Consider the following 23,219-nt stretch of genomic DNA (forward strand, 5'->3'; position numbering starts at 1 on the left):
CTGGGGATCCGCGTGCCGCCGAGGGGCATCGTCGCGCCAGTCCTAATACGCGCTCGCTTTCCCAACGACTGGCCACCATCCATCAGCATTTGCGTTCGTCGCGAGGACGTTGCGCATGGATGAACTGATTGCCTGCAGTATGTAGGAGCGTGCCTGCGCGCGACGAGGGATTACCGATGACGCTTGGTCGCGCGCAGGCACGCTCCTAGGGATCCGCGTGCCGCCGAGGGGCATCGTCGCGCCAGCCCTAATACGCGTGCTCGCTTTCCCAACGACTGACCACCATCCATCAGCATTTGCGTTCGTCGCGAGGACGTTGCGCATGGACGAACTGGTTGCCTGCTGTATGTAGGAGCGTGCCTGCGCGCGACGGGGGTTACCGATGACGCTTGGTCGCGCGCAGGCACGCTCCTACGAATCCGCGTACAGCCGATCGGTATCTCCGCCAGCAGATCGTGCTTACACCCCCAGCGACTGCCCGCCATCCACGGCCAACACTTGCCCGGTGATCCAACTTGCCTGTGGCGATGCCAGAAACAACGCCGCGTCGGCAACATGCCGCACCTGTCCGAAGCCACCGAACGGGATGCTGTCGCGGATGCGTGCGTATAGCTCCGGCTGCTCGCGGCTGCGCGTGTCCCAGAGCCCATCGGGAAACTCGATCGATCCAGGCGCGATTGCATTGACGCGGATGCGCTCGCGCGCCAACTCCGCAGCCAGGGTGGTGGTGTAGTAGTTGAGCGCGGCCTTGGCGGTGGAATAGGCGATCGCGCGCGGGGTAGGGCGTTGTGCGTTGATCGAGCTGATATTGAGGATCACCGCGGCATCGCTGCGACGCAGATACGGCAGCGCGGCGCGGTTGCAGCGCACTGCGGCCATCAGGTCGATCTCCAGGCCGGCCTGCCAGCTTGCATCGTCGTTGCCATGGCCGAAGCCGGAAGCGTTGTTGATGACCACGTCCAGCCCATCCAGCGCTTGTGCTGCGGCGTGCACGTAGGCATCGATCTGCGTGGCGTCTGCCAGGTCGCAAGGCAGTGTATGCACCGGGGCGCCCTGCGCTGCCAGTGCGTCTGCAGCCTGTGCAAGACCGGCGGCATTGCGCGCGCAGATCGAAACCTGCGCGCCATGACGCACGAACGCCTCGGCGATCGCCAGGCCGATGCCACGGCTGCCGCCAGCAATCAATACGCGTTGCGGACGGAGTGCGGTGTTCGACATGGCGGCTGCTCGGTTTGGAAAGCCGCATTATCCGATAGCCGCGCGCTTCGGGATCGCCACGCGTATCGCCAGCGCGGCACGGACGACGATCACGCTGCACGCTTGCGCTGTACGCGCACATTGGCTGCAGCGGTTCGCATCGCCGCATTGCGCAGCGCCGCAGAAAACAGGCATGCGCAAACGCACGCAGCAACACCGCGTACGGTGGCGACCGCTGTCATATCGCTGCCATGTACGATCGGCGTTGCCTGCCCTGCCTGCCTCATCACTGCCGGCGATCAGCTCATGCGTTTTTGATTGCTTGGCGCTAACCAAACGTTTACACACCGGCGGCGCGCTGCGGGCACAACGTGCGAGTCATCAAGCGGAATTTGCACATGGAAACCCATATCACCGTGATCGGCGCCGGCTTCTGCGGCACCGCGCTGGTCCGTGCACTGGCGCAGACGGCCGATGCGCAGGTACGCATCACCCTGGTCGGCGTGGCCGAGACCTTCGGTAGCGGGATCGCCTATGGCGCAGCGCGGCCGGAGCATCTGCTCAACGTGCGTGCCAAGGATCTGGGCATCGACGCGCAGGCGCCCGGTGCCTTCGCCGACACCCTGCATCTGGGCGAGAGCGGCCGGTTGGAGTTCCTGCCGCGGCTGGCTTATGGCGACTATCTGCGTAGCGAGCTGGATGCGGCGGTGAGCGGCGCGCAGGCCTCGATCATGCGGCTGTCGCAGGAAGCAGTGGCGGTGGAGCGCGTGCGCAAGGGTTTCCGCGTGTTTCTGGCCAATGGCGATGCCTTCCAGAGCGATCGCGTGGTGCTCGCAGTCGGCGCGCTGCAACCGCAGTCGCTAGCGGGTATCGGCCCACGCTTGAGCGTGCATCCACGGTATATCGGCTGGCCGTGGCAGGGCGAGGCGTTGGCGCGTTTGTCGCCGGACGACGATGTATTGATCGTCGGCACCGGGCTGACCATGGTGGACGTGGCGCTGACCTTGCACATGCGCGGTCATCGCGGCCGTTTGCTGGCGATTTCGCGGCGCGGACTGGCCCCGCAGGCGCATCTGCGCCAGCCCGGCGCGCCGCTCGAATTGCCGCCGCATCTGCAGCGTGCGCTCAAGGACGCCGACCTGCGCGGTCTGCTGCGCGGGGTGCGTCAACTCAGCGCGGTGGTCGATGACTGGCGTCGCGTGGTGGATGCGCTGCGCCCGCATCTGCAGTCGCTGTGGCAGCGTCTGGAGTTGAGCCAGCGTGCGCGCTTCCTTCGGCACCTGCGCCCGTATTGGGAAGTGGCGCGGCATCGCGTTGCGCCCGGTGCCGCCGAACAGCTGGCGCAATTGCAGGCATCGGGCCAGTTGCAGATCGTCTCTGCGCGCCTGCTGCGTGCGCGCTGGGTGCCCGATGGCGTGGAAGCGGTGATTCGCCCACGCGGCTCTGCCGATGCGCAGACTGGTCATTACGATGCAGTGATTCGCGCCACCGGGCTGGATACCGACATCGATCGCACCAGCGATCCCTTGATCGCCGGCATGCGCGAAGCGGGTCTGTTGCGCGCCGATCCGTTGGGCCTGGGCGTTGACACCGATGCGCAGTTGCGCGTTCGCGACAACGCCGGTCAAATCGTGCCGGGACTGTATTGCGTCGGGCCGCTCTTGCGGGGGAGGTACTGGGAAATCACCGCCGTGCCCGAGCTGCGCGTGGCCACGCGTGCGCTGGCCGACCGCTTGTTGCTGGGCGCGACGCCAGCGTTACAGCCCACGCCCGAGCAAGTGCGGCGCGAGGTCAATGCGCGCCTGTAGGTGCAGAGATTGGGAGAGGTCTTTGACGATCTCGACTGCGTATCGCACCGCCCGCGCATGCGCAGTGGTGGCCGACATGTGGATCTGTGCACGGCGTCCACCCGCAAGCGCACTCATGCCGCGCGATGCGTAGTGCCGCGCGCCCATGCAGAACAAACTGGGTCATGTTGGTGGTCCTGGGCGCATGCAAGCCCGGGCCGCCGCATCCCTCTCTGCCTGGAGTTTGCTATGCCACGTCTTGTTCCTGCCGCGCTGTTCGCCACGCTTTGCGCGTGTGCGCTGCCTGCCCTGGCCACCGAATCGCTGAATAACCGCGCCGAGGTTCTCGCTGCCCTGGACGCCGGATACGATGTCAGTGTGAGCACCGACCTTGCACGTTGCACGCCCGAAGAAGGCACGCCGGCCACCCAGACCCGCGGCGGCCGCCACATCGATGCCTATCGCATCACCGCAGACGGTACCGTGGCCTTTTCCGATGCGCATTTCACCGTGGCCAACGACGGCAAGCCGATCCAGCAGTTCATGCGCTACCAATTGCGCCCGGATGACACGCTGCGCTTCACCACCTACATGTACGACTTGCCGGGCCTGCAGCAACGCGGGCCGGTGTTGGCGTATCAATGCAAGATCAATGCAGGCGTGCGCTTCCACGCCGATTGAGTCGTAACGGGGCTTCTGCGATGTCATCGCATGCATGGCATCGCCGCGCTCGAAAGCTGCTCGGCCGTCGCTCAAGCCACGTGGCCTGGGCGACGGCAGGGCGGCTGGGGCAGTTAAGGGACAGGGGGCGTGGGGCGTGGCAGTGGCAGCCCTGGCGCGTGTACCGCGCAGCGGGAGGGCGGCGGCGCCGGTTGACGCCGGATTCGCCCGTGATGCCGCCTTGGCCTCACAATAGGCGGCCAGTTCCCACCACCGATGTCGCCATGCGCAAGACCTACCAGCTCAACCTCGAAGGCAAGAACCGCGATCGTCTGCTGGAGTCCAGCAAGCACGATATCCGCAAGTACATCCGCCGCGAGCGCCGCAAGGAGCTACCGGAAGGCGCGGATTACTGGGACTTCGACATGCGCTTCGGTGTGGATGAGGCCAGTGCGGTGGCGCTGCCGCCGGCCGAGCTGATCCGCTCGATCAATGCGCTCACCAGCGAAGGTGGCGACCAGTTCTTCGTCGAAATCCTGCGCAAGCCGGGCAAGCGCGTGCCGCGCGCAGAGAGCGATCACGTCTACGGTGATGGCGAACTGGATTTCGAGCAGGACTGAGGCTCTCGCCGTCGTCCCGTTGGCGGCGCACCGCTGCGGGAAGAGAAGTGCCTGGCGCAGTGTTGACCGCATCGCATTGGACGAGCGAGGCGTCGTGCCTTGCCGATGGCAACTGGCACGGGTCGCACGAGGGCTGCGGTGCCTTGACGATGGCGAGCGTCGCTGAGCGGTGGACGGACGATGACTCTGCCGCCGGCCAAACCTGCTGGTGTTTGATAGCGGGCACTTACCGCTGGGACGCAGCGGTTCGGGCGGCCCGTGGCTAACCGACTGCCGTTGCGCCAGAGCGTTTTGCTGCGGGGTTGCGGCTTGCGCATGCTGTGCGCGTTCGGCTGCCAAGGCCTGCCGTTGTTGGTCAAGCTCGCGCTGCAGCCGCGGTGCGTGCACAGTCATCACGCGCCGGTGCTACGACTGCTCGCTACGGTGCGTTCGCCACTCTCAGCCCGGCTTGCCAGTCTGCGCCTGCGCCGCGGCGCGCAGTTTGTCTTTCTTGCTCGGCCGCTTGCCCTTGATGCCGCCGTTGTCATTCGGTGCACGCATCGCTGCGCCGGGCGCATTATCGGAGGCGGGCGCCTCGACCGGGGTCGGCTCGAAACCTTCGATCACGCTGGTCGGCACGCGCAGACCCTGGCGTTTTTCGATCAGCCGCCACTGCTGGGCGCTGTCTGCCGTGACGAAGCTGATCGCCACGCCGCTGGCACCGGCGCGTGCGGTGCGGCCGATACGATGGGTGTAGTCGACAGTGGAGCGGGGCAGATCGTAGTTGAGCACCGCCGGCAAGGCGTCGATATCGATGCCGCGCCCGGCCAGGTCGGTGGCGACCAGCACCTGCACGTCCGCTTGTTTGAAGGCGCGCAGCGTGCGTTCGCGGCGGCCCTGGCTCAATTCGCCGTGCAGCGGCAAGGCGGCGATGCCGGTCTTGCTCAGTTTTTCGGCCACCTTGTCTGCGCTGTGGCGGCTGGCGACGAACACCAGCAGCTGCGGCCAGGCGTGTTCCTGCAGCAGATGACGCAGCAGCTGCGTGCGCTGGCCGGCATCTACTGCAATCGCGCATTGCGCGATCGCCGGTGCCTGTTCGGGCGTGGCGTCGATGGTGACGCGCAACGGGTCGCGCAGGCGACGCTTGGCCAGCGACGCGATGGCGGGCGGAAAGGTGGCTGAAAACAGCACGGTCTGCCGCTGCGCTGGCAGCAAGGCCAGGATGCGATCGAGTTCGGCACCGAAGCCCAGCTCGAGCAGGCGGTCGGCTTCGTCCAGCACCAGCGTGGTCACCCCGTTCAGGCGCAGCGCGTTGTGCTCGACCAGATCCAGCAACCGGCCGGGCGTGGCCACCACGATGTCGGCGCCACCGCGTAGCGCCAATAGCTGCGGATTGATCGAACTACCGCCGGTGGCGACCACGCTCGTCAGGCGACGCGGCAGATGCGCGGCCAGCTGGCGCAGCGCGTCCTCCACCTGCGCGGCGAGTTCGCGCGTGGGCACCAGCACCAGCGCGCCGAGCACGCGCGGGGCGGTGTCGGGCGCCAGGCAGCGCTGCTGCAGCAGCGGCAGGGCATAGGCCAGGGTCTTGCCCGAGCCGGTTTGCGCCATCGCAATCAGATCGCGCCCAGCCAGCATCGGCGGGATCGCCTGCTGCTGGATGGGCGTGGGTGTGCGCAGACCGGCCTTGGCCAGCGCGGTATCGAAGAACGGCTGCAGCTGCGGCGACAGCGAGAGATCGGAAAATGACATGCACCGATTATCCAGCCATTCGTACTGCAATGGTCGGTGGTACGTCACGCGAGCTTGCTGCCCAGCACTGCGTTGATCATCCGCGGCGGCACGGTGGCACCCGCCGCCATGTCGGGAAGCGCGGCGACAATGATCGATGGGCCGGTAGATCGAAAAGAGCGAATCAGTGCGTCATTGGACGCCAGGGCGTCGTGTACTGCCCGTAACCAAGTACCGACCATCTCGACAGGCCTTGCGCACCTACGCTGGGCTGGTCGAAGGGGCGCTGCGCTCACCGCTCGCGGGACATGCCGTGAATCCGTCCATCGGGGCTCGTTGACGGCATCCATGCCGCCCCACGGCCATATCATCGGCGAGGGCACCTCACCCGCCAACGTGTTCGTGTGGCGATGGAAATACAAGGCCGGCTGCGCCCACCTGGCGGTGAGCGCAGTCGTTCGTGAGCCGCGCCTAGTTGGCCAACGCCAGATCGTCCAGCAAGGCGCGCAGGAAGCGCGCTGCTTCGCCGCCGGTGGCGGCGCGGTGATCGAAGGTCAGCGACAGCGGCATCACCTTGTGGGTTTCCACCCCGCCCATCACCGGGGTGAGCTGGTAGCGCGCGCGGCCGGCGGCCACGATCGCCACGCAGGGCGGCACCACCACCGGGGTGGCGTAGCGGCCGGCGAACATGCCGAAGTTGGACAATGAGATGGTGTAGCCGCTCAGTTCGGAGGCGGCGATGCTGCGGCTTTCCACCTGCTGGCGCAGCCGGTTGACGCCTTCGCGGATGCCATGCGCGTCCAGCATGTCGGCATTGCGCAACGCCGGCACGAACAAGCCTTCCTCGGTATCCACGGCAATGCCGATGTCGACCTGGTGGTGCAGGGTGCGGCTGAGGGCGTCGCCGTCGAACCAGGCATTGAGTGCGGGCACCGCCTGGCAGGCGCGCACGATGCCACGCACCAGACGCACGGTGACATCGTTGCCGGGCTGCCAGGCGTGCAGGTCGGCATCGTCGTTGAGCGTGGTCGGCACCACCTTGGTGTGTGCATCGGCCATCACGCGTGCCATGTTGCGACGCACGCCCTTGAGCTGTTCGGGTTGGCCTTTGGCGCTGATGCCGGGCGACTGGGTGCGCATCGGCTTGCCGCTGGCCGAGAGCGGCGAGCGGGCAGCGGCGCCGCCCACATCCGCCCTGCGGGCACCTTCTCCCGCAGACGGAAGAGGGGCCGCTGTTGCGGGTCGATCGCTGCCGTCGGCAGCGATCCCAGCGGCTCTCCCACCGTCACCGATCGGACCGCGTTTCCCGCTGGCGGGAGAGCTCGGCGCGCCCTGCACGCCCTGCACGCCGGGTGAGGGCTGCGCGGTGCCGGCGGCCGCTGCCTGCTTTACGTCTGCCAGCGTGACCGTGCCGTCCGGCCCGGTGGCGCGCACCTGTGCCAGCTCCACGCGCAACTTGCGCGCCAGCGCGCGCACCACCGGCATGGCGCGCACGCCGCCGACGGCGATGGCCTGCTCGCTCTGCACTGCGTTGGAGCTCTGCATCGCACCGACCACGGTGCCGGCATCGTCGCGATCGCCGCTGCCCTCATCACCAGCATCGGCATCGGCAATCTCGCCGCCGTTGTCGGAGGCGACCACGCGCGCAGTGGGGCCGGCCGCACTGTCGCCGGTGCTGGGCGTGGGGGAGTGGGTCGGCGCCGGGCCATGCGAATGACCGGTGTCCTGCCCGTCGGCACGCTGCGGCTGCGAGGCATCCAGCGCGAACTGCGCCAGCACCGAGCCGGTCACGATCACATCCCCGGCAGCGCCGGCGAGCTTGACCACGGTGCCGGAAAACGGCGAGGGCACTTCGACCACCGCCTTGGCGGTTTCCATCGACACCAGCGGGTCGTCCAGGCGCACGGTGTCGCCCTCCTTGACGAACCATTCGACGATGGTGGCGTCGGGCAGGCCTTCGCCCAGGTCGGGCAGGTGGAAATTCTTGTTGTCGCTCATGGCAGATTCTCTTGCGCGGCAGGCAGCTGCGGCGTGGTGTCGTCGAGGAGTTCAAGGTCGGCGGCCGGCAGCCAGCCCTGCGTGCCGTCGGCACGCTCGGACCACCACCAGCCACCGTGTTCGTGATGCAGCAACACGTCCTCGCCTGTCTGGGCATCGAGTTCGCGTGCGTCGTAGTCGCGCAGGGCTTCGGCGCGGCCGTCCCCCAACGGGCGCAACCACGCCAGCGGTGCCCAACCGGCGCGGCCGCTATCGGTCGTGACCCAGGCGAACGCCGGCCATTCTTCGTCGCGCACCCCTAAGCCGACCTGCTGGCCTGCCTGGAAGCGGACCGGGTTGGCGTAGGCGGCGCGATGGTCGCAAAGCAGACGGGCGCGCATATCAGCCGGCAGCCACCGCGCGACGTGCCGCGCTGACGATGCGCTCCACGCTCGGCAGGAACTTCATTTCCAGCCGGAACAGCGGGATATGCGTGTCGTAACCGGTGACGCGTTCGACCGGCGCCACCAGGTCGTACATCGACTGCTCGGCCAGGCGCGCGGCGATTTCTGCGCCGAAACCGGCGGTGCGCGGAGCTTCCTGCACGATCACGCAGCGGCCGGTCTTTGCGACCGATTCGGCGATGGTGTCGAAGTCCAGCGGGCGCAACGTGGCCACGTCGATGACTTCGGCATTGATGCCTTCGCCAGCGAGTTTGTCGGCCGCTTCCAGCGCTTCTTTCACCTGTGCGCCCCAGGTCACCAGGGTGACATCGGTGCCGTCGCGCAGCACGAAGCACACATCCAGCGGCAGCGCTTCGCCATCGTTGGCCACCACTTCCTTGTACTGGCGATAGATGCGCTTGGGCTCCATGTAGATGACCGGATCCGGGTCGCGGATCGCCGCCAGCAACAGGCCGTAGGCGCGTTGCGGCGAGGACGGCAGCACCACGCGCAGGCCCGGCACGTTGGTGAAGATGGCTTCGTTGGCTTCGCTGTGATGTTCCGGCGCACGGATGCCGCCACCCCACGGCACGCGCAGCACCATCGGGCAATGCAGGCGGCCGCGGGTGCGGTTGCGCAGGCGGGCGGCGTGGCAGATCAGATGGTCGACCATCGGATACACGAAGCCGTCGAACTGCGCTTCGGCGACCGGCTTCATGCCTTGCGCGGCCAGCCCGACGCTCAGCCCGGCGATGGTGGTCTCGTCCAGTGGCGTATCCAGCACGCGGTCGCTGCCGAAGCGTTGCTGCAGGCCGGCGGTGGCACGAAACACCCCGCCGTTGACGCCGACATCTTCGCCCAGCACCAGTACCGCAGGGTCGTGTTCCAGTTCCCAGGCCAAGGCCTGGGTGATGGCTTCGATCAGGGTGATGGGCGAACTCATGGCGATCTCTCCGCGCGTTGCCGCAGCGTTGTAAGGGGCACTGGCGTGCTGCGAGGCGTCCGCGGGCACATGCTTGAGCTCATCCATGGCGCGACTCCAGCGCCATCACTTCGGCGCGCTGTGCCAGCAACTCGGCCGGCGGGTCGCCGTAGAGATAATCGAACATCGCTTCGACCGGCTGCACCGGCGTGTTGAGATAGGCGTTGACCTCTTCGTCCACGCGTGCGCTGCAGTCGGCCTTCCAGGCGTCTTCCTGCGCTTCGTCCCACAGGCCTTGCGCAGTGAGATAGCGGCGCAGGCGCAGCAGCGGTTCGCGCGCCCAGCCCTGCTTGACCTCTTCGTCGCCGCGGTAGCGCCGCGCATCGTCGGCGGTGGTGTGGTCGGACAGGCGATAGGTCAAAAACTCGATCACCGTGCCGCCCTCGCCGGCCAGTGCGCGCACGCGTGCCTGACGCATCGCTTCGAGCACGGCAACCAGGTCGTTGCCGTCCACCTGCAGGCAATGCAGGCCGCCAGCCAGGCCCTTCTGCGCAAGCGTCTGCGCGCCGGTCTGCGCCGAGCGCGGCACCGAGATTGCCCAGCCGTTGTTGATCACGCACAGGATCAGCGGCAGCTTGTAGGCGCCGGCCGAATTGAGCGCGGCATAGAAGTCGGTCTTGGAGCTGCCACCGTCGCCGCAGCAGGCCACCGCAACGTGCTGCTTGCCCTGCAGCTTGAACGACAGCGCCGAGCCGGCGGCGTGCAGGCACTGGGTGGAAATCGGTACGCAGATCGGGAAGTCGATCGCCGCATCGGCATCGCGCGGATAGTCGCTGCCGCGCTCGTCGCCGCCCCAGTACAGCAGCACATCGCGCGGGCGCACGCCGCGTTCGAACATGGTGCCGTACTCGCGATAGCTGGGCGCGAACACATCGCCGCTGCGCATCGAAGCGCCGATCCCCACATGCGTGGCCTCGTGGCCGATGCAGGCCGCGTAGGTGCCCAGCTTGCCGGTGCGCTGCAAGGCCACCGATTTGGTGTCGAAGGTGCGCACGAACAACATGCGCTTGAACAGGGCGAGCAGGTGTTGCGGGTTGGCGGCGTCGGCCGGAAGGTCGTCGCGGACCCATTGGCCGTCCGCGTCCATGTATTGCAGATAGTCGATCTGGAACTGCGCGGCTACGCTCATTGCGACGACACCTTCATCAAGAAGTTTCAAATGATATGAGTTGCCATGTTAAGGACGGCGAAGCAAAACGCTGTCCTGCACCGCAGCAGACGATCATGCTGGCTTGCACAAAAAAAAGGGCGCGGACCGAGCCGCGCCCTTTGTCGCAGTAGAGAACTGCGACGTGTTGCACTGCGATTAGCGGCGCCCGTCACCTCCGCCGATCGGCGTCACGATCAGCGCAGTGTTGTCGGCCGGATTGGCGTCGGGCGAACCGGACGTCGCCGTGGCCTGTACCCGCACCGCGCCTTCGGCCGGGATGGGCCTGGCCGCCACGGTCAGCTGGAACGTTGCCTGCGCACCGGGCAGTACCACTGCGGCGGTGCTGCAGACAAAGCGGGCACGACGCAGCGACTGCGTCTGCTTGTCGCAACGCCATCCCTGCGGCGGTACCAACTGCGACAACGCCGACACCGTGTTGCCTTCGATTACCAGGCTGGGGCCTTGCGCCGGTGCGGCGCCGACATTGCCCAACAGCACGCGGTAGGTGGCGTTGAAGGCGGTGCTCGGCAGGGCGCTCGGGCCGTCGAAACGTACCGCCAGGTCGCTGCGGGGTTGCGCCTGTACGGTCACGCTGGCCGCATCGGTGTCGTTGCCCGACTGCGGATCGGGAGTCTGCGAAGCCACCGATGCAGCCAGGGTCAACGTCCGTCCGGCCAACGCCGCACCCGCCTCCACCTGCGCTGAGAAGTTCTGAGCGTTACCGGCTGCCAGCGATGCAATGGTGCAGGTGACCACCGTCTGGGTGCCGGTCTGCGGCGGTTGGCAGACCCAGCCAGGTGCTGCGGTGACGCGTGGGCTCACGGCGGCATCGAACGCCAAGGCAACCGCAGCGAACGCCGCACTGTCGGGGCCGCGGTTTTCGACATCCACACTGAAGTCGATGCGCTCGCCTTCGACGACCTGATCACGCGCAGCAGTCACTGCCACGCCCAGGTCCGCATTGACTTGCTCGCGCATGCGCAACAGCACCACGGTGGGATCGTGGTCGGACAACCGCGTCGGTGTATTGGCATCGTTGCGCGCGGTGCCGGGGAAGTCGGCATTGATGCGTGCATGGCCCACCGACAACGACGCGATCTGCGGCGCGCGCATCAGCGCCTCGTTGGCCAGGATGTGATCCAGCGACTGCACGTTGCCGTCGAAGGCGTACGAGTAGCTCTGGTCGGGCGTGTTGAACCAGGTCAGGTCGGTGTAATCCGGGTTGACCAGATCGGCGCCATCGCCGCCCACCACGGTCTGCGCATCCGGCGCCGGTTTGCCGGTGACCGTGCCCATCGCATCCACGTAGCCGTCGTTGAATTCGAACGCGTTGAAGTCGCCCATGACCAGCACTTTTTCGTCGGGATTCAGTTGCTGACGGGTTTGCAGCAGGCGCGCCAGATACTCGGCCTGCGCCTGACGTTTGGCGCGGATGCGGGTGCCGGCGGCATCGTCGGTTTCGGCGCCGTTGAGCGAACGCTGGTGCACCACGATGGCGGTCAGCGGCAGCGTGCGGCCGTCGGCCTGATGCACGTTGGCGGTGAGCACCAGCGGCGGGCGGTCGTTGAGCAGGCTCACGCCGCCGCCCGGCTCGGTCCAGGTGGTGGTCTTGCCTTCCTGGGCGATCGAGAGCACTTCCACCCGCGGCACGCCGCCAGCGATGTCTGCGGTCTTGACCAGGAAGCCGACGTCGATGCCGCCGACGTCATTGCCTTCCTGCAGGTACGCCACGTACTTGGGATCCTGCTGGCCGGCGGCCACCGCATCGGCGTTGACGCGTGCGGCCAGGGTCTGCAGCACCCTGAGGTTTTCCACCTCCACCGTGCCCAAAATATCGGGTGTGTGCAGGTAGTTGCGGATCGCCAGCGAGGCCTTGTTGAGGCGGGCCTGGAAGGCGGCCGGCGTGAGCACCGGTTCGCCGATGGCCGGGTCGTTCTGGTCGTCGAAGAAGCGCTCCATGTTGTAGGTCGCCACGGCCACATCGTCGGCCTGCGGCATCGGTGCGGGGCGTGGTTGGTCGGCACCGTTGCAGCTCACCTGCGGGGTACGTTCCGGGTACAGCGTGTAGCGGCGGAAGCTGTAATCCAGCGGGCCGACCACATCGAGCACCTGGCAGCCGGAGGCCAGGTCCAGCCGCTCGGCGCCGACGCCGGCGCTGCCCACCGCGATCACTTCCGGATTGGTATTCCAGCGCGGCACGCCGGCAGGCGAGCCGGCCGGCAGCGGGTCGGGCAACTGCACGCCCGGCTCGCGGTAGGCGCGCGGCACGCCGGTGACCACGGCATGGAACACGCCATTGCTGGTCGCCGTGGCGTTGGTTTCGTTGACGCTGCCGCCGGTGGGGGTATTGACGGTGAGGCTGGCGGCGGCCACGCGCATGCCTTCCAGCGCTTCGAGTTGGTCGTAGGCACCGTTGGGGTTGGGGAAGTTCGCGCTCAACGCCACCGGCATCGGCAACGGGTTGCCGGTGGAATCGGCCAGCACGGTGACGCTGCCGCCGATCTCGGTCAGCGGTGGCTGGGTCGGGTCGGCGGTGGGCACGTATTCGATGACCGTGCCCTGCACGCGCACCCGGTTGCCGATGGCGGCCGCTTCCGGCGGTGCGCTGCCGGTGTAGACGTACACGCCTTCGGAGGTGGACGGGTCGGCGTCGGCTTCGCTATCGGGCGCCTGCAGGAAGAACCCGGCGCTGCGGCGTGCCGTCACGATGCCCGAGGTGGCCACTACCTGGCCCTCCAGCGGCGAACGTGCGCCCTTGCCCTGGATGGCGTGGATCGGCAGCAGACTGAAGTCGTCGTTGAGGATGGTGCCGGTAGCGCTCAGCGTGGCCGGCAGCGCGCCGGTGACCCCGCTGATCTGCACGCGGAAGCTTTCATCCGGCTCGGGCGTGGTGTCGCCCAGGACATCGACGGAGATGGTGGCGCTGCGTTCGCCAGCGGCGATGCGCAGGGTGGTGGCGGGCAGGGCGATGTAGTCGCTGCCGGCGGTGGCGGTGCCATCGACAGTGGCGGCGGTGAAGCTCACCCCGCCCGCACCGGCCGGCTGGCTCAGGCTCAGCGTGAACACGAAGCTGCGGGTGCCGCTGTTGCCTTCGGCCTGGCCGACATCGGCCAGCGTGGCGACCGGCTGGCCGCCGCCACTGCACAGGCGCGCGGGGCTGGCGGCATTGCGTGGGGCCGGCGCGCCGGTGGCGAAATCGGCCGCGTTGTTGTCGGTATCGGTGCAACCGTCGTTGCCGCGTAGCACGGCCAGGGTATTGCTGGGGGCCGGCGTGGGCGCATTGCCTTCGGCGCAGCTGGCCGTGCTGCCGTAGCCGACCAGGTCGGCATTGCCGGGGGGGCAGGTGCCGCTCAGCGCGGAGGCGCGATTGCTCAGCGCCACCTTGCCGGCGGTGCCGCTCATGGCCAGCGTGCCGGTGGCATCGGGTGTGGGCAGCGCCACGCTGCCGCCGCTGCCATCGGCCTGCTTGATCAGGTAATAGCCGCCTGCCGGGACAGTGCCCGCCAACGGGGTGACCTGCCAGCTGCTGCCGGCCGCGGAGGCGTACTGCACCGACCAGCCATCCAGGCTGACCGGGGTACTGCCGATGTTGTGCAGCTCGATGAAATCGCTGCGGAGGGTGGCGCCGCTATTGCCGCCACCGCCGTAGACCTGGCTGATGACGACCTGGGCATTGGCGTGGCCGGCAATGGCCAGCGCACACAAAAATACGGCTGCACGACGCTGCAACACATGCATGAGATGAGAGTCCCCTGATCCTTGAGACGTGAAACGCTCCCCTGGTCCGGCCACGTCCCTGGCCGGCAGCGCCGTTCGATTCTGCATGAATTTGCAGACCTAGGTTGACGATATGGTGACAGCGGCGCAGTGGCTGAGACCGCACCGCGCGCCTGCTGAGTGGTTCAGAGGTGAAAGAAGCGGGCCCGACGCTGGGACCTGGGTGGGCCACTGGTGCATGCGGATTTTCTACGAGGCACCTGCGCAGGTATCTCGCTGGCCCCGATCCCCTCAGGCAATCCCGCCGGGGCTGCAAGCAGCCAGGCAGGGCCGGCGATGGCGTGGCCGAATACGCTTCGCCATCTGCCATCTGCCATCTGCCATCTGCCAATCCCGAATCCCGAATCCCGAATCCCGAATCCCGAATCCCGAATCCCGAATCCCCGCCGCTGCGCTACCCTGCGTGGCCCGATCTTCAGCGCGATGCCATGCCCGTCGACAAGAACCTGCGTGACCTGGAACCCGGCATCCACACCGACCTGGAGGGGCGGCTGACCTACGGTGGCTATCTGCGGCTGGACCAACTGCTGTCCGCGCAGCAGCCGCTGTCCGAGCCGGCGCATCACGATGAAATGCTGTTCATCATCCAGCACCAGACCTCCGAGTTGTGGCTGAAGCTGCTGGCGCACGAGTTGCGCGCGGCCATCGTGCATCTGCAGCGCGATGAGGTCTGGCAATGCCGCAAGGTACTGGCGCGCAGCAAGCAGGTACTGCGGCAACTGACCGAGCAGTGGTCGGTGCTGGAAACGCTCACCCCCAGCGAATACATGGGGTTTCGCGATGTGCTGGGGCCTTCGTCGGGCTTCCAGTCGCTGCAATACCGCTATATCGAGTTCCTGCTCGGCAACAAGAATCCGCAAATGCTGCAGGTGTTCGCGTACGACCCGCAGGGCCAGGCGCGGCTGCGCGAGGCGTTGGAAGCGCCCAGCCTGTACGAGGAGTTCCTGCGCTATCTGGCGCGCTTCGGGCACGCAATTCCGCAGCAGTACCAGGCCCGCGACTGGACCGCCGCACACGTGGCCGACGACAGCCTGCGGCCGGTCTTCGAGCGCATCTACGAAAACACCGACCGCTACTGGCGCGAGTACGCGCTGTGCGAGGACCTGGTGGATGTGGAAACCCAGTTCCAGCTGTGGCGCTTCCGCCACATGCGCACGGTGATGCGGGTGATCGGCTTCAAGCGCGGCACCGGCGGCTCCAGCGGCGTCGGCTTCCTGCAGCAGGCGCTGGCACTGACGTTTTTCCCGGAACTGTTCGACGTGCGCACCTCGGTAGGCGTGGAAACTCGTTCATCCCAGGGCAATGCTGGTACGGCGGGTAGCTGAGCAACGCAGCGAAGCTGGGCCGGACTGGCTGGGGCAGGTGGCTTGGTCAGGCGAAATCAGCAAAGACAAGAAATCCGAACGCCAGAAGCAGGCACTGCAAGGAGCGAATTCCGCAAGGAGCTGCAGCGCACCCGCGTAGCCGTGCGCTCAAGCCCCTCTCCCTGCGGGAGAGGGGTTGGGGTGAGGGTACGGGCGTTATTCCAGGGATCAGCTAGTTGCTAACGGGGACATCTCCGCAAACGGCACCAATCCGCGAAATCGCACCCTCATGCGCCCTTCGGGCACCTTCTCCCAACGGGAGAAGGGAGGCGGTGCAGAGGTTCTTCCCACCCACCGCCATCAGGTCGCCGACTCCGGCGAATTTGACGCGTACATGACGTCTAAGTGATCCTCGCGCGTCGCCCGGGCTCGCCTCGGTGCACCCAGCCATCACTGAATACGCAAGGGACCTCTATGAGCGTTGACGCGACCGCGCCGACATCCGCCTCCAAACCGCCGCAGCCGCCGGCGCCCCCCGAGTTCCCCACGTTGCTCGGCCACCCGCGGCCGTTGTGGTTGCTGTTCATGACCGAATTCTGGGAACGCTTCGCGTTCTACGGCATTCGCTGGGCGCTGGTGTTGTACATCGTGGCGCAGTTCTTCAATGGCGATGCCCCCGGCCAGGCGCCGGCAGGGCGGACCTATGGCGCCTACCTGGCGCTGGTGTACGCGGCGGCGATCTTCGGCGGCTACGTGGCCGACCGCGTGCTCGGTTACCAGCGCTCGATCCTGGTCGGGGCCGCGGTCATGGCGACCGGCCTGTTCCTGATCGCCATTCCCGACCCCACCATGTTCGAGATCGGCCTGGCCACCGTGGTGGTCGGCAACGGCTTGTTCAAACCGAACATTTCCACCATGGTCGGCAAGCTGTACTCGGTGGCCGATCCGCGCCGCGACAGCGGCTTCACCATCTTCTACATGGGCATCAACCTGGGCGCGATGATCTCGCCGGTGTTGACCCAGTTGCTGGCCGAAAAGGTGTTCGGCACTGACGTCATGCCGTCCTACAAGATGGTGTTCATGGCTTCCGGCGTGGGCATGCTGATCAGCCTGGTGTGGTTCTGGTTCGGCCGCGTCCAGCTCAAGGGCATCGGCGCACCGGCGCCGAACGCGCAGGGCATGGGCCGTGTGCTGATGGTGCTGGTGGGCTGCCTGCTGGCGATTCCGGGCGTGTACTTCCTGCTCGCGGTCGGTGCGGATGTGTTGCAGATCGTGCTGACGGTGCTGTTCATCGGCCTGTCGGTGATGCTGCTGGTGGAAGGCATCCGCGAAGGCAAGGTGCAACGCGACAAGGTGATTGCGATGCTGATCATCTTCGCCTTCAACGTCTTGTTCTGGATGTTCTTCGAACAGGCCGGCAGCTCGTTCACCTTCCTGGCCGACAACATCGTCAACCGCAACTTCGGCAGCTGGACCTTCCCCACCGCGTGGTTCCAGTCGGTGAACTCCATCGCCATCATTGCGCTGGCACCGGTCATCGCCTGGATCTGGGTCAAGTCCGGCCGCTTCAATCCGTCGATCCCGCGCAAGTTCGGCCTGGGCCTGCTGTTCAACGGCCTGGCCTTCCTGCTGCTGATGTTTGCGCTGTCCAGCCTGGTCAACGACGCCGGCAAGATCCCGTTCTGGACCTTGTTCATGGTCTACGTCATCCAGTCGGTCGGCGAGCTGTGCCTGTCGCCGATCGGCCTGTCCATGGTGACCAAGCTGGCCCCGGTACGCCTGGTCGGTTTCGGCATGGGTGGCTGGTTTTTGTCCACCGGCATCGGCAACAACCTGTCGGGCATTTTCGCCGGCCATGTCAGCGGAAACGAAGGCATGAGCGTGTCCTCGGCGCTGGGTGGGTATACGTTCGGGTTCTGGGCGCTGGTGGGCGCCGGCGCGTTGCTGTTCCTGATCGCGCCGCTGATCAATAAATTGATGCATGGTGTGAAGTGAGGAGAACAGCGATGCCGATCAAGCCCCTTGTCTGTGGCCTGCTGCTGAGCGGTCTGTTGAGCGCCTGCGGGCAGACCAGCAGCCCGCAGGACGCGCCGAAGCCGTTGGATACCTCGATGCAGAAGCCGCCCAGCGCCGATCCCAGCCAGCCGGTGTCCTCGGGCAATACGCCGACCGCGGCCGACATCGCCGCGGCTGCCGCGCTCAACGCGCAATACGACCCCTCGCGCGATCCGGCCGCCGATCTGGAGACGGCCAAGGTCGAGGCCAAGCGCGGCGGCAAGCGCATCGTGCTCAACGTCGGCAATGCCGCCTGTGAGCCCTGCAAGGCGCTGGACGAGTTGATGGGCGGCGATGCCGAGCTGCGCAGCTTCCGCGACGCGCACTTCGTGGTGGTCAAGGTCAACCGCGATGCGGCCAACGAGAACGCCGCCTTCCTGTCGGCGTTCGCCCAGCTCAACGACGCCCCGTCGCTGCTGGTGCTGGATAGCGACGGCAAGCTGCTGACCACGCAGTCCGGCCCGGAGTTGCGCAAGGGCGAGGGCTTCGACCGCAAGAAGCTGTTCGACTTCCTCAAGCAGTGGGCGCCACCGCAGGCCTGATGCTGCGCGAACGCGTCAAACAAAAACCCCCGCACTGCTGCGGGGGGTTTTTGTTTTGCATCGTGCGATGGCTATCGCCTGGCGCGCACGCGGCCAGTCTTCTCTTTGACGAGCGCTGCCTTGGCCTGAGGTAATGAGGTCTTGCTGGCGACCGCAGCGCACACCGGCGCGTAACGTCTTACGGCGATGCGCGGCTGGCGAGCCAGCGAAGAGGCGCGACCGATCGCGCTGACAAGCTATCGAAATCGCGCCACTGCAGTGCCGCGGCACCGCATCGATGCCAGTGCTGCACCAGCGCCGTACGCCAGCATCGATTGCAACTGGATCAGATCCTGCGCGGCACCAAGGCACCGCGCGTTCGCTCCCAGCGTGCGCTGCTCAGTCCTTGCTGGCCATGCGCGGCAGCCCGTCCTTGGCCAGCCGGTCGATCAGCTTTTCCAGGACCTGCTGTTCTTCGGCGCTGAACACCGACATCAACCGTTGCTCCATCTCGTTGACCAGCGGCGCAACGGTCTCGTAGACCTGCCGCCCGGCCGGCGACAACGCCAGCATCGAGCGGCGCCGATCGTCGCCGTGGGTCTCGCGGCGGATGAAGCCGCGCTCCAGCAGGCGCGCCACGGCGCGGCTGACCGCGACCTTGTCCATCGCCGTGCGGTCGGAGACCTCACTGGCCGACGAACCCGGGTATAGCGCCAGGATCGTGATCACCCGCCACTCGGGAATCGCCATGCCGTAACGATCGCCGTATACCTTGGCGATGTTGCTGCTGATACGGTTGGACAGCACGCTCAGGCGATACGGCAGGAACTGCTCGAGGTTGAGCAGCACGGGATGTTGCGGCGGGTGGGGGCTGTCGAGATCGCTCATGTTGCACTGTGTCTTGATTTTGGTTTCATTTGCAACTACAAACCGAGGGTGGCCTGCGCATTCTCGCGGGTCTTCTGCTACTCCGCATAGCCCTGCGGCCCCCCCAAGCGTGGAGAAACGACGATGAGCGCACAACCGAACACCACTGCGACCCGCCCGGATCCTGGCATGCAGGTCACCACCTTCGACAATCCGATGGGCATCGACGGCTTCGAATTCGTCGAATTCGCCGCACCGGCCGGCCAGGGGGAGCAACTGCACGATTATTTCCGCAAGATGGGCTTCAGCGCGGTGCTGCGTCATCGCAGCCGCCCCATTACCGTCTATCGCCAGGGCGGGGTCAACTTCCTGCTCAACGAAGATCCCGATTCGTTCGCTGCCGATTTCGCCGCCGCGCACGGCCCCTGCGCCTGCGGCTTTGCCATCCGCTTCCGCACCCCGTCCGAGACCGTGCTGCAGACGGTGCTGGGCAACGGCGGCGAAGCCGTGCAGAACAAGCCCGACACCCGCGCGGTCCCGGCGCCGGTGGTCAAGGGGATCGGCGATTGCATGCTGTACCTGGTGGACCGTTATGGCGAGGCCGGCAGCATCTATGACGCCGATTTCGAGCCGATCGACGGTGCCGACCAGCACCCGGCCGGCTTCGGACTGACCTTCATCGACCACCTGACCCATAACCTGTATTTCGGCAACATGCAGCGCTGGTCGGACTATTACGAGCGCCTGTTCAACTTCCGCGAGATCCGCTATTTCGACATCAAGGGCGCCAAGACCGGCCTGGTGTCCAAGGCGATGACCGCGCCGGACGGCATCGTGCGCATCCCGCTCAACGAATCTTCCGACCCCAAGAGCCAGATCAACGAGTATCTGGATGCGTACCAGGGCGAAGGTATCCAGCACATCGCCTGTTTTACCGACGACATCTACACCAGCGTGGAAAAGATGCGCGCCGCCGGCGTGAGTTTCCTGGATACGCCGGACACGTATTTCGATGTGGTGGACCTGCGCATCCCCGCGCATGGCGAAGATGTCGAACGCCTGCGCCGCAACAAGATCCTGATCGACGCCGACCCCGATACCAAACAGCGCAAACTGCTGCAGATCTTCACCACCAACTGCATCGGCCCGATCTTCTTCGAGATCATCCAGCGCAAGGGAAACGAAGGCTTTGGCGAAGGCAATTTCCAGGCGCTGTTCGAAAGCATCGAGCGCGATCAGATGAAGCGTGGGGTGCTTTGAGGGCTGGGATTAGGGATTGGTGATTCGCTTAAGGCAAGATCTTGATGCGTCACTTCAGCGGGCCTTGGTTGTCTGACAAGAGAATCCGTAAGACCGCACGCGCTCAAAGCCCCTCTCCCCACGGGAGAGGGGTTGGGGTGAGGGTACGGTGGAGCGATGAAAATCAAACCGCCGTTACCCACTACCACACGTACCCATGCACGCGCATTACGTACAACGATGACCGATGCAGAGCGTGCAGTGTGGCGCTGTTTACGTAGCAAGCAGCTGCACGGTTTGAAGTTCCGGCGCCAGCATCCGATTCCGCCCTACATCGCAGATTTTTGTTGCATCGAAAGACGCTTGATCATCGAGTTGGACGGATCGCAGCACGATGCTTCTAGCGATCAGGCAAGGTCGCAGTGGCTTCAATCACAAGGATGGACAGTACTGCGCTTCTGGAACAATGATGTATTGCTTTCGCTGGATGCGGTGGTTGAGACGATCTGCAAGATGGTCGCTACGCCGTACCCTCACCCCAATCCCCTCTCCCGGTGGGAGAGGGGATTGAGTCGCCAGGCTTCAGCTCTTTTTCGGTAAGAGCGGCTTGATCCAACGCGATCCCAACCTTCTGCTGTCATGGAGGGCGGATCAACATCCGGACGCACCCATGCACAACGACCAGCGTTACATGACCGGCTTCGGCAATGAGTTCGCAACCGAGGCGGTGGCCGGCAGTCTACCGGTCGGCCAGAACTCACCGCAGCGTGTGGCGCACGGCCTGTATGCCGAGCAGCTATCCGGCACCGCGTTCACGGCGCCGCGTGGTCAAAATCGGCGCAGCTGGCTGTATCGCATTCGCCCTGCCGCCGTGCATGGCAGCTTCTCGCTGGTCGAGCAGTCGCACTTCCATAACGATTTCGGTGCGAGCCCGGTGCCGCCGGATCAGTTGCGCTGGAGCCCATTGCCACTGCCGTCGGTGCCCACCGATTTTGTCGACGGCCTCTACACCATGGCCGGCAATGGCGGGCCCGAAGCGATGTCCGGCGTTGGCGTGCATGTGTATGCGGCCAACGCCTCCATGCAGAATCGCTTCTTCTACGACGCCGACGGCGAGCTGCTGCTGGTGCCGCAGCAGGGCCGGCTGCGCGTGCATACCGAGCTGGGCGTGCTGGCGCTGGAACCGCAGCAGATTGGTGTGATTCCACGCGGCATGCGCTTTCGCGTCGAGTTGCTGGACGCCGCCGCGCGCGGCTATGTGTGCGAAAACTTTGGCGGCCTGCTGCGCCTGCCCGATCTGGGGCCGATCGGCGCCAATGGCCTGGCCAATCCGCGCGATTTCGAAACGCCGCATGCCGCCTTCGAACAACGCGAAGGCACGTTCGAACTGGTGGCCAAATTCCAGGGCCATCTCTGGCGTGCCGACATCGGTCACTCGCCGCTGGATGTCGTCGCCTGGCACGGCAATTACGCGCCCTATCGTTACGACCTGCGTCGCTTCAACACCATCGGCTCGATCAGTTTCGATCATCCCGATCCCAGCATCTTCACCGTGCTGACCTCGCCCAGCGACACGCACGGGACTGCGAACATGGATTTTGCGATCTTCCCGCCGCGTTGGCTGGTAGCACAGCACACCTTCCGCCCGCCGTGGTTCCATCGCAACGTCGCCAGCGAATTCATGGGCCTGGTGCATGGCGTCTACGATGCCAAGGCCGAAGGCTTCGCGCCCGGTGGCGCCTCGTTGCATAACTGCATGAGCGGGCACGGCCCGGATGCGGCCACCTTCGACAAGGCTTCACAGGCAGATCTCACGCGCCCGGACGTGATCGCCGACACCATGGCCTTCATGTTCGAAACGCGTGCGGTGTTGCGCCCTACGCAGCAGGCATTGAGCGCCGCCCATCGGCAAGCCGATTACCAGCAGTGCTGGTCCGGACTACGCGCTGCATTTCAACCGCCGATAACGGAAGACGCAACCTAGCGCGCAACCAAAATCTCGTAAGCAATTGTCAGTTGGTGCGGACGTTGCTCAGGCACAGAGTGCATGGCGTGGATGGCGGCTAGATACCTGTCCCGAGTACCAGCCGCCTGCGCCTGGCGGCCGAACAGCAGGGTGTCAGCTGCGCTCAAGCCAGACCGCAGCCGCGGTGCTGCAGCTGCGCTGTCTGCGCGTCGGCGCTGTGATTGCGATCGGTGCTGCCGGTGCGCGGGCTGCTGTCGTTGCGGTGATGCAGCGATCAGCTCCAGCCCTCGCTGCGTATTGAGCGACTCGGCAAGCGCCAGTCGGCGCGCGCTGGCCAAGACTGCCAGATCACGCGGCTTGCAATGTCTCCGGCAGCAGCTCGCCGATCCGTGCGCGGACGCGTTCGGCATAACTTGCCGACGTGATCTGCGGCAGGGCCTGCAACGCCTCGGCGATGGTCGTGCTGATCTGATCTTCGTCGCGCGCGGCGTGCAGTTGCCGATGCAGCGCAGCGGCGAGGGCATTGCGTTGCAACTGCAGGATATCGAGCAGGTACAGGCGTGCATTGGTCGCTGCGCGGCGGCGCAGGCGCTGCAGCTCTTCGTCGGTGGGCCCTGCGTCCGGCCGGGGCATACCTGCTTGGTCCACATCGGGCAGCGCGGCGGTGGCTGCCGTACTGCGCGTCTGACCCGCAGCGCCGCCCGCAGCGGTACCAAGATCCAGATACCCCATCGCGCACAGGCTATGCAGCAAGGCAGTGCCGTCGCCGCCCAGCAGCATGGCGAGCGTCGCCAGATCGCGCTGGCCGTCGGCCAGGATCAACGCGCGCCGTTGCAGCAGCGTCAGCGGGCTGCGGTGCGATTGCAGCGTGGTCAGGGCAAGCTCGGTCTTGCGTGGGATCATGGCGGCGGTCCTGCGAAGCCAACAGCGTGACGCCCGCCAATGAAGCGCCGATGACATGACT

18 protein-coding genes and 1 pseudogene are annotated in these 23,219 nt (G+C 66.1%); 9 read left to right on the top strand and 10 right to left on the bottom strand.

Annotated elements, in window-relative coordinates; translation table 11 throughout:
* Nucleotides 1–459: 459 nt before the first annotated feature.
* Nucleotides 460–1,218 (bottom strand): SDR family NAD(P)-dependent oxidoreductase, encoded by a 759-nt coding sequence (locus EO156_RS02445; protein WP_016850048.1) that lies wholly within the window; start codon nt 1,216–1,218, stop codon nt 460–462.
* 377 nt (nt 1,219–1,595) lie between these two features.
* Between EO156_RS02445 and EO156_RS02450 the strand changes: the two genes are divergently transcribed.
* The 3 genes from EO156_RS02450 (at nt 1,596) to EO156_RS02460 (ending at nt 4,264) form a co-directional block, all read left to right on the top strand.
* Nucleotides 1,596–3,005: an FAD/NAD(P)-binding protein gene (locus tag EO156_RS02450; RefSeq protein WP_016850046.1), complete on the top strand. Its 1,410-nt coding sequence runs from the start codon at nt 1,596–1,598 to the stop codon at nt 3,003–3,005.
* 228 nt (nt 3,006–3,233) lie between these two features.
* A complete protein-coding gene (locus EO156_RS02455) occupies nt 3,234–3,665 on the top strand; it encodes a VirK family protein (protein ID WP_003486419.1) in 432 nt (143 codons plus the stop codon).
* Nucleotides 3,666–3,928: 263 nt separating this feature from the next.
* Entirely contained in the window at nt 3,929–4,264 is a 336-nt protein-coding gene (locus EO156_RS02460; protein WP_003486403.1) for a DUF6172 family protein, read from the top strand.
* Between the two features lie 438 nt (nt 4,265–4,702).
* Here the strand turns inward: EO156_RS02460 and EO156_RS02470 are convergent, their stop codons facing one another.
* The 6 genes from EO156_RS02470 to EO156_RS02495 all read right to left on the bottom strand — a co-directional run bounded on the left by EO156_RS02470 (nt 4,703) and on the right by EO156_RS02495 (nt 14,264).
* Nucleotides 4,703–5,995 carry a DEAD/DEAH box helicase gene (locus EO156_RS02470; protein WP_029827911.1) on the bottom strand — a complete coding sequence of 431 codons (1,293 nt, stop codon included), beginning with the start codon at nt 5,993–5,995 and terminating at the stop codon, nt 4,703–4,705.
* Between the two features lie 450 nt (nt 5,996–6,445).
* A complete protein-coding gene (locus tag EO156_RS02475; RefSeq protein ID WP_029827912.1) occupies nt 6,446–7,972 on the bottom strand; it encodes a dihydrolipoamide acetyltransferase family protein in 1,527 nt (508 codons plus the stop codon).
* The gene (locus EO156_RS02480) at nt 7,969–8,352 is read right to left on the bottom strand and encodes an SH3 domain-containing protein (RefSeq protein ID WP_003486396.1); all 384 of its coding nucleotides are present in this window, start codon (nt 8,350–8,352) and stop codon (nt 7,969–7,971) included. The genes EO156_RS02475 and EO156_RS02480 overlap by 4 nt, the downstream gene beginning before the upstream one ends.
* A 1-nt stretch (nt 8,353) precedes the next feature.
* On the bottom strand, nt 8,354–9,424 hold the full coding sequence (locus tag EO156_RS02485) for an alpha-ketoacid dehydrogenase subunit beta (RefSeq protein WP_016850584.1): 1,071 nt from the start codon (nt 9,422–9,424) through the stop codon (nt 8,354–8,356).
* The gene (pdhA, locus tag EO156_RS02490; protein ID WP_016850583.1) at nt 9,417–10,505 is read right to left on the bottom strand and encodes a pyruvate dehydrogenase (acetyl-transferring) E1 component subunit alpha; all 1,089 of its coding nucleotides are present in this window, start codon (nt 10,503–10,505) and stop codon (nt 9,417–9,419) included. The genes EO156_RS02485 and pdhA overlap by 8 nt, the downstream gene beginning before the upstream one ends.
* A gap of 177 nt (nt 10,506–10,682) precedes the next feature.
* Nucleotides 10,683–14,264, bottom strand: coding sequence for a lamin tail domain-containing protein (locus tag EO156_RS02495; protein WP_029827918.1), 3,582 nt, complete (start codon nt 14,262–14,264; stop codon nt 10,683–10,685).
* 467 nt (nt 14,265–14,731) lie between these two features.
* Between EO156_RS02495 and EO156_RS02500 the strand changes: the two genes are divergently transcribed.
* The 3 genes from EO156_RS02500 to EO156_RS02510 all read left to right on the top strand — a co-directional run bounded on the left by EO156_RS02500 (nt 14,732) and on the right by EO156_RS02510 (nt 18,204).
* A complete protein-coding gene (locus EO156_RS02500; protein ID WP_003486387.1) occupies nt 14,732–15,628 on the top strand; it encodes a tryptophan 2,3-dioxygenase family protein in 897 nt (298 codons plus the stop codon).
* A gap of 453 nt (nt 15,629–16,081) precedes the next feature.
* Nucleotides 16,082–17,602, top strand: a complete 1,521-nt coding sequence (locus tag EO156_RS02505) for an oligopeptide:H+ symporter (protein WP_016849258.1) — start codon at nt 16,082–16,084, stop codon at nt 17,600–17,602.
* An 11-nt stretch (nt 17,603–17,613) separates the two neighbouring features.
* The gene (locus tag EO156_RS02510; protein ID WP_005912641.1) at nt 17,614–18,204 is read left to right on the top strand and encodes a thioredoxin family protein; all 591 of its coding nucleotides are present in this window, start codon (nt 17,614–17,616) and stop codon (nt 18,202–18,204) included.
* A 378-nt stretch (nt 18,205–18,582) separates the two neighbouring features.
* Here EO156_RS02510 and EO156_RS02515 read toward each other — a convergent pair whose 3' ends face one another.
* Entirely contained in the window at nt 18,583–19,071 is a 489-nt protein-coding gene (locus EO156_RS02515; RefSeq protein WP_005912639.1) for a MarR family winged helix-turn-helix transcriptional regulator, read from the bottom strand.
* 123 nt (nt 19,072–19,194) lie between these two features.
* On the opposite strand from EO156_RS02515, the gene hppD reads away from it, so the two are divergent.
* From hppD to hmgA, 3 genes are all read left to right on the top strand, one after another.
* The gene (gene hppD / locus EO156_RS02520; protein ID WP_005931586.1) at nt 19,195–20,310 is read left to right on the top strand and encodes a 4-hydroxyphenylpyruvate dioxygenase; all 1,116 of its coding nucleotides are present in this window, start codon (nt 19,195–19,197) and stop codon (nt 20,308–20,310) included.
* Between the two features lie 156 nt (nt 20,311–20,466).
* Nucleotides 20,467–20,889: an endonuclease domain-containing protein gene (locus tag EO156_RS02525; RefSeq protein WP_103791081.1), complete on the top strand. Its 423-nt coding sequence runs from the start codon at nt 20,467–20,469 to the stop codon at nt 20,887–20,889.
* Between the two features lie 70 nt (nt 20,890–20,959).
* Nucleotides 20,960–22,273 carry a homogentisate 1,2-dioxygenase gene (hmgA, locus tag EO156_RS02530; protein ID WP_016849259.1) on the top strand — a complete coding sequence of 438 codons (1,314 nt, stop codon included), beginning with the start codon at nt 20,960–20,962 and terminating at the stop codon, nt 22,271–22,273.
* A gap of 145 nt (nt 22,274–22,418) precedes the next feature.
* Here the strand turns inward: hmgA and EO156_RS24265 are convergent.
* Nucleotides 22,419–22,602 (bottom strand): annotated as a pseudogene (locus EO156_RS24265) (hypothetical protein).
* Between the two features lies 1 nt (nt 22,603).
* On the bottom strand, nt 22,604–23,158 hold the full coding sequence (locus tag EO156_RS02540; RefSeq protein WP_016849261.1) for a hypothetical protein: 555 nt from the start codon (nt 23,156–23,158) through the stop codon (nt 22,604–22,606).
* Between the last annotated feature and the right edge of the window lie 61 nt (nt 23,159–23,219).

Origin of the sequence: Xanthomonas sp. DAR33341 (assembly GCF_003992815.1) — a bacterium.
Classification (GTDB): Bacteria; Pseudomonadota; Gammaproteobacteria; order Xanthomonadales; family Xanthomonadaceae; genus Xanthomonas; species Xanthomonas cissicola.